The sequence below is a fragment of the Burkholderia sp. MSMB617WGS genome (assembly GCF_001532025.2).
GTDB lineage: Bacteria > Pseudomonadota > Gammaproteobacteria > Burkholderiales > Burkholderiaceae > Burkholderia > Burkholderia savannae.
Genome location: NZ_CP013457.1, coordinates 1823652 through 1836780 on the forward strand (window position 1 = coordinate 1823652; position 13129 = coordinate 1836780).

Consider the following 13129-nt stretch of genomic DNA (forward strand, 5'->3'; position numbering starts at 1 on the left):
CGGCGCCGCGTGCGACGTTCTCCGGCTCGTTTCCTGCCGTTCAATACTCATTCTCGGACAAGGCTCATTGAATGATTAATCGCGCTCAATTGCTGGACACGTTGGCTTCGCAAGCCCCGCGGGATTTCGAGGCGCAAGCGCTCGGGCTCGTGCCGATCGTCGTCGAGACGAGCGGCCGCGGCGAGCGTTCGTACGACATCTACTCGCGGCTCCTGAAAGAGCGCATCGTGTTCATGGTCGGCGAAGTCAACGACCAGACGGCGAATCTCGTGGTCGCGCAGTTGCTGTTCCTCGAAAGCGAGAATCCCGACAAGGACATCAGCCTCTACATCAACAGCCCGGGCGGCTCGGTGTCGGCCGGGATGGCGATCTACGACACGATGCAGTTCGTGAAGCCGGACGTGTCGACGCTCTGCATGGGCCTCGCGGCCAGCATGGGCGCGTTCCTGCTCGCGGCGGGCGCGAAGGGCAAGCGCTACGCGCTGCCGAACGCGCGCGTGATGATCCACCAGCCGCTCGGCGGCGCGCGCGGCCAGGCGTCGGACATCGAGATCCAGGCGCGCGAGATCCTCTACCTGAAGGACCGCCTGAATCACCTGCTCGCTCATCACACCGGTCAGGACGTCGAGCGCATCGCGCGTGACACCGACCGTGATAATTTCATGTCCAGCGAAGATGCGAAGGCGTACGGGCTGATCGACCACGTGTCGACGAAGCGTCCGTAAGCTTTAGTGGGGTGCCGCCCCAATAGGGGTGGCGCCCGCCACGCGCCCCGAGCATCTGCGGCAAAAGAACATCGCCGCCGTCTCCCGAGTATTTACCAGGTCATGGTGTCGGGGACAAACGGCGTATCATGTAACTCACGTGTCCGGAGGCTCTACATTCATGGCGGACAAGAAAGGTTCGAACAGCGAGAAGCTGTTGTATTGCTCGTTTTGCGGCAAAAGCCAGCATGAGGTGAAAAAACTCATCGCGGGGCCGTCTGTGTTCATCTGCGATGAATGCATCGACTTGTGCAACGAGATCATTCGTGACGAAGCGGCCGCGGCGGGCGTCGAAGCCAGCCTGTCCAAATCCGACCTGCCGAGCCCGCAGGAAATTCGCGACATCCTCGATCAGTACGTGATCGGGCAGGAGCGCGCGAAGAAGATCCTCGCCGTCGCCGTCTACAATCACTACAAGCGCCTGAAGCATCTCGACAAGAAGGACGATGTCGAGTTGTCGAAGAGCAATATCCTGCTGATCGGCCCGACGGGCTCCGGCAAGACGCTCCTCGCTCAGACCCTCGCGCGCCTCTTGAACGTGCCGTTCGTGATCGCCGACGCGACCACGCTGACGGAAGCCGGCTACGTGGGCGAGGACGTCGAGAACATCATTCAGAAGCTGCTGCAGAACTGCAACTACGAGGTCGAGAAGGCGCAACGCGGAATCGTCTACATCGACGAGATCGACAAGATCAGCCGCAAGTCGGACAACCCGTCGATCACTCGCGACGTATCGGGCGAGGGCGTGCAGCAGGCGCTGCTCAAGCTCGTCGAGGGCACGATGGCGTCGGTGCCGCCGCAGGGCGGCCGCAAGCATCCGAACCAGGATTTCATCCAGGTCGACACGACCAACATCCTGTTCATCTGCGGCGGCGCGTTCGACGGCCTCGAGAAAGTGATCACCGATCGCACCGAGAAGACGGGCATCGGTTTCGGCGCGACCGTGAAGAGCAAGCAGGAGCGGGATGCGGGCGAAGTGCTGCGCGAGGTCGAGCCGGAGGATCTGATCAAATTCGGGTTGATCCCCGAGCTGATCGGCCGTCTGCCTGTCGTCGCGACGCTCGGCAAGCTCGACGAAGCCGCGCTGATGAAGATTCTCGTCGAGCCGAAGAACGCGCTCGTCAAGCAGTATCAGAAGCTTTTCGCGATGGAGCGGGTCGAACTCGAAATCCGGCCGGACGCGCTGCAGGCGGTCGCTCGCAAGGCGATCCGTCGCAAGACGGGCGCGCGCGGGCTGCGTTCGATCATCGAGCAGGCGCTCCTCGACGTGATGTACGAGTTGCCGACCCTCAAAGGGGTCAGCAAGGCGATCATCGACGACAATGTCATCGAAGGAGACGGCAAACCGTTATTGATTTATGAGGACACGCCGAAAGTGGCGGGTTCGAATTGACCGGCTTTGACGTTTGATGTGCAAAAAAGCCGTTCATGGAATCGTGAACGGCTTTTTTTCGTTTATCTTGTGGGTAACTCTGACTCGAACCGAACGGTAACCTTTTTACTGAATATTTCCCACGCGCTGAAGGCTTGCAATCCGTTGTGCCGGCCTTACTTATCGAACAATTGATTCCACTCATGGGGAAATGAAATGTCAGGCACCCAACTTCTCCCGCCGGAACGCACCACGCTCCCGCTGCTGCCGCTGCGGGATGTCGTCGTTTTCCCGCACATGGTGATTCCGCTCTTCGTGGGCCGGCCGAAGTCGATCAAGGCCCTGGAAGTTGCGATGGAAGGCGGCAAGCACATCATGCTCGTCGCCCAGAAGACGGCCGCAAAGGATGAGCCGACCGAAAAGGACATGTATGACGTCGGCTGCATCGCGAACATCCTGCAGATGCTGAAGCTGCCCGACGGCACCGTGAAGGTGCTGGTCGAGGGCTTGCAGCGCGCGCGCGCGCTGTCGATCGAAGAGCAGGAGACGCAGTTCTCGTGCGAAGTGATGCCGCTCGAACCGGATCACGCGGACAGCGCCGAGACGGAAGCGCTGCGCCGCGCGATCGTGTCGCAGTTCGACCAGTACGTGAAGCTGAACAAGAAGATCCCGCCCGAAATCCTGACGTCGCTGTCGGGCATCGACGAGGCGGGCCGGCTCGCCGACACGATCGCCGCGCACCTGCCGCTCAAGCTCGACCAGAAGCAGCACATCCTCGAGATGTTCCCGGTCATCGAGCGTCTCGAGCACCTGCTCGCGCAGCTCGAGGCCGAGATCGACATCCTGCAGGTCGAAAAGCGCATCCGCGGGCGCGTGAAGCGCCAGATGGAGAAGAGCCAGCGCGAGTACTACCTGAACGAGCAGGTCAAGGCGATCCAGAAGGAACTGGGCGAAGGCGAGGAAGGCGCGGATCTCGAGGAGCTCGAGAAGCGCATCAACGCCGCGCGCATGCCGAAGGAAGCGAAGAAGAAGGCCGACGCCGAGCTGAAGAAGCTCAAGCTGATGTCGCCGATGTCGGCGGAAGCGACCGTCGTGCGCAACTACATCGACACGCTGATCGCGCTGCCGTGGCGCAAGAAGAGCAAGGTCAACAACGATCTTGCGAACGCCGAGAAGGTGCTCGACGAGGATCACTACGGCCTCGAGAAGGTCAAGGAGCGGATTCTCGAGTATCTTGCGGTGCAGCAACGCGTCGACAAGGTGAAGGCGCCGATCCTCTGCCTCGTCGGGCCCCCGGGCGTTGGCAAGACCTCGCTCGGCCAGTCGATCGCGCGCGCGACGAACCGCAAGTTCGTCCGGATGGCGTTGGGCGGCGTGCGCGACGAAGCCGAGATCCGCGGCCACCGCCGCACCTACATCGGCTCGATGCCGGGCAAGATCCTGCAGAGCCTGTCGAAGGTCGGCGTGCGCAATCCGCTCTTCCTGCTCGACGAAGTCGACAAGATGGGGATGGATTTCCGCGGCGATCCGTCGTCGGCGCTGCTCGAAGTGCTCGATCCGGAACAGAACCACACGTTCGCCGACCACTACGTCGAGGTCGATTTCGATCTGTCGGACGTGATGTTCGTCGCGACGTCGAACTCGCTGAACATTCCGCCGCCGCTCCTCGACCGGATGGAAGTGATCCGTCTGTCGGGCTACACGGAAGACGAAAAGGTGAGCATCGCGCAGCGCTACCTGCTGCCGAAGCAGAAGAAGAACAACGGCCTGAAGGAAGGCGAGGTCGAGGTCGCCGAGCAGGCGATCCGCGACATCATCCGCTACTACACGCGGGAAGCCGGTGTGCGGTCGCTCGAGCGCGAAATCTCGAAGATCTGCCGCAAGGTCGTGAAGATGCTGCTGCTGAAGAAGGCAACGGGCGCGATCAAGGTCGACGGCGAGAACCTCGACACGTTCCTCGGCGTGCGCAAGTACGATTTCGGCCTTGCCGCGAAGGAGAATCAGGTCGGCCAGGTCACGGGTCTTGCATGGACCGAAGTGGGCGGCGATCTGCTGACGATCGAGGCGGCCGTGATGCCCGGCAAGGGCAACGTGATCCGCACGGGCTCGCTCGGCGACGTGATGAAGGAATCGGTGGAGGCCGCGCGCTCGGTCGTGCGCTCGCGCTCGCGCCGGCTCGGCATCAAGGATGAGGCGTTCGAGAAGCAGGACATCCACATCCACGTGCCCGAAGGCGCGACGCCGAAGGACGGTCCGTCCGCCGGCATCGCGATGACGACGGCGCTCGTGTCGGTGCTGACGGGCATCCCGGTGCGCGCCGACGTCGCGATGACGGGCGAGATCACGCTGCGCGGCGAAGTGCTGCCGATCGGCGGGCTGAAGGAGAAGTTGCTCGCGGCGCACCGCGGCGGCATCAAGCTCGTGCTGATTCCGGAAGAGAACGTGAAGGATCTCGCGGACATTCCGGACAACGTGAAGAACGCGATCGAAATCGTGCCGGTTCGCTGGATCGACAAGGTGCTCGAGCTTGCGCTCGAACGTTTGCCGAGCGCGCTGCCGGAAGAAGAGGCGAAAGCGGCGGCGCCCGTTGCGGAACCCGCGAAGGACGCCGGCTCGTCCGAAGTCGTCAAGCACTGAGCGCGCGCAAGCGATTTGCGTCCTGCTGAACAAGCCCACGGTCGCAAGGCCGTGGGCTTTGTTTTTGCGCGGCGTGATGACGGAGCGTGCTTCCTGCGTGCCGGGCCAGGAGGCGAGCGCGTCTCGGCGTTTCGTTGTGGGTTTTCTCTGGTTCGCGGGGCTGCGTGTGCGCGCTTCATGCACGGCGTGAAGCGGCGGCCGACCCCGGAGTGCGGATGAAACGAGCGAGACCGAGTCGATCGACCGTGGCGCAATGCACGTTGATTGGCCGAGGTCATGGGCGGCGCGCGAGCCCGATGCGCTGTCCGGCCGGCGAACCGGCCGTGGCCGCGTCACGATAATGCGCGGCGGGCTTCGGCGCGTTCGGGGGTGGGGCGGCGAGCGCGGCGGCGGCAAGCCGCGCCGGCCGGCGAGGCGATCGACATCCGCGCGCCAGCCGTGTCCGAATTGAGGCTTGGCAAAGCGTTGAAGGTTGCGCTAAAATCACCGGCTAGCTGCTTGAGGGGTGCGATGCCCCGATCGAGAACGGCGTGAATCCGGAGCGGGTGCTTAGCTCAGTTGGTAGAGCGGCGCCCTTACAAGGCGTAGGTCGGGAGTTCGAGCCTCTCAGCACCCACCATTTCCGTTTCGCGGCACGCGTTCGAAGCAGACAGGAGCAGCAACCGAAACCCGCATGGCGATTCGCTTTGCGGGTTTTTTGTTTTGAGGCTTCGCCAACTCGATGCGGGCGCGCGACGCGGGCGCTCCGCGTGGTGGGGCGTCGCGATGTCCGCCGTAAGGCGTCCACGCGGCGCGGAGCCGCATTGCGATTCGCCCGAGCGTCGAGCGCGCGTCGTTCGGGCGGAGCGGCCGGCGAGCGCCGTCGGGAATGCCCGTCTGGCCGCGTGCGGGGTTTGTCCTGCGCGCGGGATGTGCACGAGATGCGCGGCGCGGCTTGCGCTGTGCGGTGGCGCCGCTAAGCGGACTGCCTCGTGTGGTCCCGGCGCTTGTTCACCGCATCGTCGAGCATCCGCTCGGCATTGCTGAACGCGTCGCGCAGCGCGACGTACACGTCCTCGTCGGATTCGCGATTCGACACGATCTCTCGCCCCGGAATCGTCACGTCGACATGCACGTCGAACGGCTTGCCCTGGTGCTTGTGCTTGTCGTCGAGGATCACGCTGACCCGGCAGCGGATGATGTCGGCGCAATGGCGTTCGAGCTTGGCGGCGTGGCGGGCGACGGCTTCTTCGAGCGCGTTGGAGCGAGGCATTCCTTGAATCGAGACTTCGAGCGGTAATGTCATTGTTGTACTCGGTGAAAAACGTGGTTGGTCGTGCGTATGCGTCGTCGGCCGCATGCGGCGCGCGCCGTTGGTCGGTGCGGTTCGGCTTCTTGCGTGCCGCGACGCCCTTATTGTTCGCCGCGGCGCGAATGCCGGCTTGATGTCGATCAACGCCCGGCGGTTGCGCGGGCGGGCACGGGATGCGCCGGCGGCACGAGCGCCGCGCGATGCGGCGGCGCAACGTGTGCAAACGGGAAGGGGCGTATCGCCTGCGGCGCGAGCGTTGCGCGTCGAGTCGCGTCGCGTTGCGGGTTGCGCGTGCCCGTAAGCGCGGCATGGCTTCGTTGACTCAGGTCAACGTCGAGCCGGGCGCCTGCCCTAGGCTGAGGCTGTCGTTGCATTCGTTCGGCGTCATGCAAGGAGCGTCTCCATGAATCATCGCACGCGGCCTTTCAAGGCAGGCAGTCACGAAGTGGTCTATCCCGGACTCGCGCAAGATCCCTATGCGATGCGTCGCAAGCTGCACGAGCCGACGGTGTGTCCCACATGCGGCGCGGTTTTCAGCGCCGGGCGCTGGCAGTGGCTCGCGCGTCCCGACGACGCGCACGAGCATCAATGCGGCGCCTGTCAACGAACCGCCGAGCGCATGCCGGCCGGCTATCTCCATATCGACGGACCGTTCGCGAGCGAGCATCTGTCGGAACTGCTGCAGTTGTTGCGCCATCACGAGGAGCGGGCGCGCGCGGGACATCCGATGCAGCGGATCATGGCGATCGACACCGACGGCGGCGCGACCGTCGTGACCACCACCGACGTCCATCTGGCGCGCAATCTCGGCTCGGCGCTGAAATCCGCGTATCAGGGCTCGCTCGACCTGAAATACAGTCAGGACGAACAACTCGTTCGCGCGTATTGGCGTCGGTGAGCGGCTCGCGCGGCGGCATTCGTGCTGGCGCGTGCTCTTGCGCGCGTGTGCGTGTCGAGGCGGCGCCGGGCGTCGGCCGCGTGCTTGATTGCATAATCGGCGAGCGCTCGCCGTAAGGGCATCGATAGCGTGCGAATGCGCTGCTGAGCCGTCTGGAGCGCCGGTGATGCGCGCATCGCGTGACGCACCGCGTGCGATCCGAAGGTGGCTGCATGTTCGTGCCGGTTCGATCGCCCCGCTTTTGCACGCGGAGGCAACATGCCCTGGACCGCCGAACGCTACCCGGCGTCGATGCGCAATCTGACGCCCTGGGTGCGCGACAAGGCAATCGAGATCGCCAATGCGCTGCTGAGAGACGGGATGTCGGAAGGCAGCGCGATACGCATCGCGATCGCGCAGGCGAAGCGCTGGGCGAGGGCGAGGCGCCGCGTCGTTGTAGGCGCAACCGGTGACGAATGGTCTCGATGAGCGCGAAAGCGCGGCGGGCGCGTGTCGCGTGACGGGAAAGCGTGTTGCGGTACGTGTCGATCTGTCGGTTGGGCGCCGAAGGCGGGCAAGGCTTATCTCGCAGGCGACAGGCGAATTGACGTTGCGCTCGGATGACAATATCGGATAATATTTCGGATTGCCACCGCGCTCTCGCGGTAGCTGCCGGGACCGGCCGAGCGTATGCCTTCGATGGGCGTGCGGCATCTCGTCCGATTTCGCGTCCCGGCCACGCAAGCAAGACCAAGGAGCGGTAGTTCAGTCGGTTAGAATACCGGCCTGTCACGCCGGGGGTCGCGGGTTCGAGTCCCGTCCGCTCCGCCATCATCCCGAAAGGCGAACTCCGGTTCGCCTTTTTTCTTGCCCGCTGTTGTAATATCGGGCGTTTTGTCCAGCTCACGCCGCCACGCATGCTCGATTTCTTTCGCAATCACCAGCGCCTGATGATGTTTTTCCTGCTCCTGATCGTGCTGCCGGGGCTTGGGATCGTCGGCATTCAGGGTTTCCGTGGGTTCTTCGACGAAAGCGCGAACGTCGCGGCCGTCAACGGGCGCAAGATCACGCGCGCGGAGTTCGACGGCATGCTGCGCCAGCAGGTCGACCAGGCGCGCCAGATGCTCGGCGCGCAGTTCGACGCGAAAGCGTTCGACACGCCCGAGCGTCGCCAGCAACTGCTCGACGGCCTGATCCAGCAGCGCGCGCTCGCCGACGAGACGCAGCGCCTGCATCTGACCGCATCGGACGGCGCCGTGCGCCAGACGCTGCTGGGCGATCCGGTGATCGCGTCGCTGAAGAAGCCGGACGGCTCGTTCGACGCCGAGCGCTACACGCAGATGCTCGCGATGCAGGGCATGACGGCCGACCAATACCAGGAGCGCGTGCGCTACAACCTCGCGTTGCAGCAGATTCCGGCGAGCATCGTGTCGAGCGCGTTCACGCCGAAGAGCGTCGCGCGCCGTCTGACCGAGCTCGCCGAGCAGCAGCGCGAAGTGCAGCCGATGGTGCTGAAATCGGCCGACTACGCGGCGAAGGTGCAGCCGACCGACGCGCAGATCTCCGCTTACTACGACGCGCACAAGCAGGCGTTCGCGACGCGCGAGACGGCGACGATCCAGTATCTCGTGTACTCGCAGGCGGCGGCCGCCGCCTCGGCGCAGCCGAGCGACGTCGACATCAAGAAGTACTACGACGACAACATCGCGCGCTACCGCACCGACGCGCAGGTGCGCGTGAGCCATATCTTCATCGCCGCGGGGAAGGATGCGAGCGCGGCCGAGAAGGCCGCCGCGAAGGCGAAGGCCGAGCAGCTGCTCGCCGACGTGAAGGCGCGTCCGGACCAGTTCGCGCAGATCGCCGAGAAGAACTCGCAGGACGCGCCGTCGGCGGCGAAGGGCGGTGACCTCGGCTTCATCACGCGCGGCTCGACCGCGGGCGGCGCCGCGTTCGACGACGCAGCGTTCGCATTGAAGAAGGGCGACATGAGCGGCGTCGTGCAGGGCGATTTCGGCTTTCACATCCTGAAGGCGACCGACGTGAAGCCGGCCGTCGTGAAGCCGCTCGCGGAAGTGAAGGAGTCGATCGCGGCCGACCTGAAGCAGCAGTTCGCGGCGAAGGCGTTCGCGGACAACGCGGAAGGCTTCTCGTCGACCGTCTACGAAAAGGCGAAGAGCCTGCAGCCGGCCGCCGACAAGTACAAGCTGACGATCCAGACCGCGACGGTGTCGCCGCAACCGAACCCGGCGCTGCCGCCCGACAGCCCGCTCAACAACGCGAAGTTCCTCGCGGCCGTGTTCGCCGCCGATTCGGTGAAGAACGGCAACAACACGCAGGCGGTCGACATCGGCAACAACACGCTGATCGCCGCGCGCGTGACGAATTATCAGCCGTCGACCGTGCCCGCGCTCGGCGCGATCAAGGATCAGGTGCGCGCGAAGGTGGTGGCCGAAGAGGCGGCGCGCCTTGCGAAGCAGGACGGCGAAGCGAAGCTCGCGGAGCTGCGCAAGTCGAAGTCGACGGCGGGCTTCGCCGCGCCTGACAAGATCTCGCGCACGCAGGCGCATGGGCTGCCGCCCGCGGCCGTCAGCGCGATCTACAAGGTCGATCCGAAGACGCTGCCCGCGTACGTCGGTATCGATCTCGGCGCCGACGGCTATGCGATCTTCCGCGTGAATTCGGTCGTGGCGGCGGCGCCCGTCGACGATCAGCGCCTCGCGGCCGCCCAGCAGCAGCTCGCGCAGGTGTACGCGCAAAGCGAGACGCAAGCGTATCTCGCGTCGCTGCGCGCGCGCTCGAAGGTCAAGGTGTACGGCCAGAGCGCCGATAACGCGCAGCAAGGTTCGAACTGACGGACCGCGACCGGCGGCGCGTACGAGCGCGCCCGCTCGATGCAAAACAGCCCCGCCATCGAGCGGGGCTGTTTCGTTTCGGCGTGCGCCCCGGAGCGCGGCTGCGTTTCGGGCGATGCGGGATGGTCAGCGGTGCGGCGCGCGCTTGCGCGCCGCCGAATTGTCGCGATTGTCACGCGGTATCGGCGCTGACGTCGGCCTTCGGCGCGTTACCGTCAGCGTGCCACCGTCAGCGCGACGACGTCCGCAGCAGCGGCTTGAGGGCCGGCCACACGTTGTCGAGCAACTGGCGCTGCGCGGCCTGCGTCGGATGGATCTGGTCGGCCTGGAACATGTCGGGCTTGTTCTCGATGCCGGCGAGCAAGAACGGCACGAGCGGCACGCGCATCTCCTTCGACAGCGTCGCGTACATCCCGTGGAACTTCTGCGTGTAGTCCGGGCCGTAATTCGGCGGCACGTACATGCCGACGAGCAGCACTTGCGCGCGCGCCTGCCGCGCCTGCGCGACGATCTCGCGCAGGTTGCTTTCGGTCGCGGCGAGCGGCACGCCGCGCAGCGCGTCGTTCGCGCCGAGCTCGACGACGACGACGGCGGGCTTCAGCCGCGCGAGCACCGCGGGCAGCCGCGCGCGGCCGCCGCTCGTCGTGTCGCCGGAGATGCTCGCGTTCGCGACGCTATAATCGATTCGCTCGGCCGCGAGACGCGTGCGCATCAGCGCGACCCAGCCCGTGTCGCGCGGCAGGCCGTACTCGGCCGACAGGCTGTCGCCGAGCACCACGATCACGGGCTTGCTGCCGTGTGCGCCGGTCGAGGGCGCGGCGTTCGTCGCCGCGGATGCCGGGCCGGCGAGCGCCGCGATCGCGGCAAGTGTTGCGCCAACCTTCCAGTGAAATGTGCGTTTCATGCTCAAGATTACCGATCCGATCATCGAAGTGCGGAATGTGTGCAAGCGTGTCGCCGACGCCGCCGGCGAACTGACGATCCTCGACCGCATCGATCTGACGGTTCGCGCCGGCAGCAGCGTCGCGATCGTCGGGGCGTCGGGGTCGGGCAAATCGACGCTGCTCGGTCTGCTCGCCGGCTTGGACAGCGCGACCGAGGGCACGGTTCGCCTGTTCGGGCAGGATCTCGGCCAGCTCGACGAGGATGCGCGCGCGGCGCTGCGCAACGGCGCGGTCGGCTTCGTGTTCCAGTCGTTCCAGCTGATGCCGCATCTGAGCGCGCTGGAGAACGTGATGCTGCCGCTCGAGCTGCAAGGCGGCGTCGGCGCGCGCGAGGCCGCGCAGCGCGCGCGCGCGTTGCTCGAAGAGGTCGGGCTCGGCGCGCGCACCGGTCACTATCCGAAGCTCCTGTCGGGCGGCGAGCAGCAGCGCGTCGCGCTGGCGCGCGCGTTCGTCACGCGCCCGGCGCTGCTGTTCGCCGACGAACCCACGGGCAGCCTCGATGCGGCGACGGGCCATGCGGTGATCGACCTCATGTTCGAGCTGAACCGCGCGCACGGCGCGACGCTCGTGCTCGTCACGCACGATCCGGAGCTCGCGCGCCGCTGCGAAACGACGGTCGTGCTCGAGGCGGGGCATCTGCGCGGTGCGGACCGCGCGCGGCAAGAGGCGAGCTGACGCGGCGCGAACGGCGGAGCAGCAGCGGCTCGACCGCCGTCGCTCGCGCGCCGCACGTGCATTACTTGCCGAGCGCCTTGCGCGCGCGCGCGATCAGCGTCGACGTCGACGAATCGTGCTTCGCGGGATCGGGCTGCGCGGCCGTCAGGTCCGCCTCGACGATCTTGCCGAGGATCTTGCCGAGCTCGACGCCCCACTGGTCGAACGGGTTGATGTTCCACACGGCGGCCTGCACGAGCACCTTGTGCTCGTAGAGCGCGATCAGCGCGCCGAGCGCGCGCGGCGTGAGCGCGTCGACGAGGAGCGTCGTCGTCGGCCGGTTGCCGGGGAACGTCAGGTGCGGCGCGAGCTCCGGCTTCTCCGGGCCCGCGATCTTGCGCGCCTCGTCGAGCGTGCGGCCGAGCATCAGCGCCTCGCTTTGCGCGAAGCAGTTCGCGAGCAGCTTCGGGTGGTGGCTCGCGAGCGGATGCTCGGGCGTGAGCACGGCGACGAAATCGATCGGCACGAGCGTCGGGCCCTGGTGCAGCATCTGGAAGAACGCGTGCTGGCCGTTCGTGCCGGGCTCGCCCCACGTGACGGCGGAAGTCGGGTAGTCGACGAACGCACCGTCGATTCGCGCGGACTTGCCGTTGCTCTCCATCTCGAGCTGTTGCAGATACGACGGCAGGTAATGCAGCGCTTCCGAATAAGGCGCGACGAGATAGCTCTGCGCGCCGAAGAAATTGCGATACCAGATGCCGACGAGGCCTTGCAGCACCGGCAGGTTGCGCTCGAGCGGCGCGGTGCGGAAGTGCTCGTCCATGTCGTGCGCGCCGGCGAGCAGTTCGCCGAAGCGCTCCGGCCCGATCGCGATCATGATCGACAGGCCGACCGCCGACCACAGCGAGTAGCGGCCGCCGACCCAGTCCCACATCTCGAACACGTTGGTTTCGGCGATGCCGAACTTGACGACTTCGGCGGGGTTCGCCGACACGCCGACGAAATGCTTCGCGAGCGCGCCCTCCGGGCAGCCCTTCGCGACGAACCAGTCGCGCAGCGAGCGCGCGTTCGTCATCGTCTCGAGCGTCGTGAAGGTCTTCGACACGATGATCGCGAGCGTTTCTTCCGGATCGATCCGCTCGAGCACGCGTGCGAGATCGGCGCCGTCGACGTTCGACACGAAGTGCGTCGCGATGTCGGGCGTCGCGACGTGATGCAGCGCGTGGACGACCATCTTCGGCCCGAGGTCCGACCCGCCGATGCCGATGTTCACGACGTGGCGAATCCGCTTGCCGGTGTAGCCCGTCCATGCGCCGCTGCGCACCGCGTCGGAAAAGCGCGCCATCTTCGCGCGTTCGGCCGCGACCTGCGCGTGGAACGGCGCGTCGGGCGAACTCGCGCGCAGCGCGGTGTGCAGCGCCGCGCGGCCTTCGGTCGGGTTCACGATTTCGCCCGCGAACATCGCGTCGCGGCGCGCCTCGACGCCCGCTTCGCGCGCGAGCTGCACGAGCAGGGCGAGCGTCGCTGCGGTGATGCGGTTCTTCGAGAAATCGGCCGCAAGGCCGCCGCCTTCGAACGTGAAGCGTTCGGCGCGCGTCGGCGCGGGATCGTTGGCGGGGGCGAACCAGTCGCGCAGATGCGCGTCGCGGATCTCTTCGTAGTGCGCTTGCAGCGCGGGCCAAACGGGGAGCGAATTCAGCGTCATGGCAATCAGGAGCGAAACGGCTTGAACCGGGGA

10 protein-coding genes and 2 tRNA genes are annotated in these 13129 nt (G+C 65.9%); 9 read left to right on the forward strand and 3 right to left on the reverse strand.

Features of this window, described 5'->3' with window-relative positions:
• Positions 1-71 precede the first annotated feature (71 nt).
• The 4 genes from clpP to WT60_RS09185 all read left to right on the forward strand — a co-directional run bounded on the left by clpP (position 72) and on the right by WT60_RS09185 (position 5392).
• Complete coding sequence (gene clpP, locus WT60_RS09170; RefSeq protein ID WP_038744642.1) at positions 72-725, forward strand: ATP-dependent Clp endopeptidase proteolytic subunit ClpP; 654 nt, start codon at positions 72-74, stop codon at positions 723-725.
• 160 nt (positions 726-885) lie between these two features.
• Entirely contained in the window at positions 886-2157 is a 1272-nt protein-coding gene (gene clpX / locus WT60_RS09175) for an ATP-dependent Clp protease ATP-binding subunit ClpX (RefSeq protein ID WP_038744641.1), read from the forward strand.
• 195 nt (positions 2158-2352) lie between these two features.
• Positions 2353-4773, forward strand: a complete 2421-nt coding sequence (lon, locus tag WT60_RS09180) for an endopeptidase La (protein ID WP_060355870.1) — start codon at positions 2353-2355, stop codon at positions 4771-4773.
• 543 nt (positions 4774-5316) lie between these two features.
• Positions 5317-5392 (forward strand) — tRNA-Val (locus WT60_RS09185).
• A gap of 336 nt (positions 5393-5728) precedes the next feature.
• Here the strand turns inward: WT60_RS09185 and WT60_RS09195 are convergent.
• Positions 5729-6058 (reverse strand): HPF/RaiA family ribosome-associated protein, encoded by a 330-nt coding sequence (locus tag WT60_RS09195; RefSeq protein ID WP_060355869.1) that lies wholly within the window; start codon positions 6056-6058, stop codon positions 5729-5731.
• A 409-nt stretch (positions 6059-6467) separates the two neighbouring features.
• On the opposite strand from WT60_RS09195, the gene WT60_RS09200 reads away from it, so the two are divergent.
• From WT60_RS09200 to WT60_RS09215, 4 genes are all read left to right on the forward strand, one after another.
• The gene (locus WT60_RS09200; RefSeq protein ID WP_038744636.1) at positions 6468-6962 is read left to right on the forward strand and encodes a BCAM0308 family protein; all 495 of its coding nucleotides are present in this window, start codon (positions 6468-6470) and stop codon (positions 6960-6962) included.
• 258 nt (positions 6963-7220) lie between these two features.
• A complete protein-coding gene (locus tag WT60_RS09205; protein ID WP_038744634.1) occupies positions 7221-7430 on the forward strand; it encodes a hypothetical protein in 210 nt (69 codons plus the stop codon).
• A 265-nt stretch (positions 7431-7695) separates the two neighbouring features.
• Positions 7696-7772 (forward strand) — tRNA-Asp (locus WT60_RS09210).
• An 86-nt stretch (positions 7773-7858) separates the two neighbouring features.
• Positions 7859-9793: a SurA N-terminal domain-containing protein gene (locus WT60_RS09215; RefSeq protein ID WP_060355868.1), complete on the forward strand. Its 1935-nt coding sequence runs from the start codon at positions 7859-7861 to the stop codon at positions 9791-9793.
• Positions 9794-10022: 229 nt separating this feature from the next.
• Here WT60_RS09215 and WT60_RS09220 read toward each other — a convergent pair whose 3' ends face one another.
• A complete protein-coding gene (locus WT60_RS09220; protein ID WP_038744632.1) occupies positions 10023-10697 on the reverse strand; it encodes an arylesterase in 675 nt (224 codons plus the stop codon).
• On the opposite strand from WT60_RS09220, the gene WT60_RS09225 reads away from it, so the two are divergent.
• A complete protein-coding gene (locus tag WT60_RS09225; RefSeq protein ID WP_059643017.1) occupies positions 10696-11412 on the forward strand; it encodes an ATP-binding cassette domain-containing protein in 717 nt (238 codons plus the stop codon). The genes WT60_RS09220 and WT60_RS09225 overlap by 2 nt on opposite strands.
• Before the next feature lie 61 nt (positions 11413-11473).
• On the opposite strand, the gene pgi is transcribed toward WT60_RS09225, so the two are convergent.
• Complete coding sequence (gene pgi / locus WT60_RS09230; RefSeq protein WP_060355867.1) at positions 11474-13096, reverse strand: glucose-6-phosphate isomerase; 1623 nt, start codon at positions 13094-13096, stop codon at positions 11474-11476.
• Positions 13097-13129 lie beyond the last annotated feature (33 nt).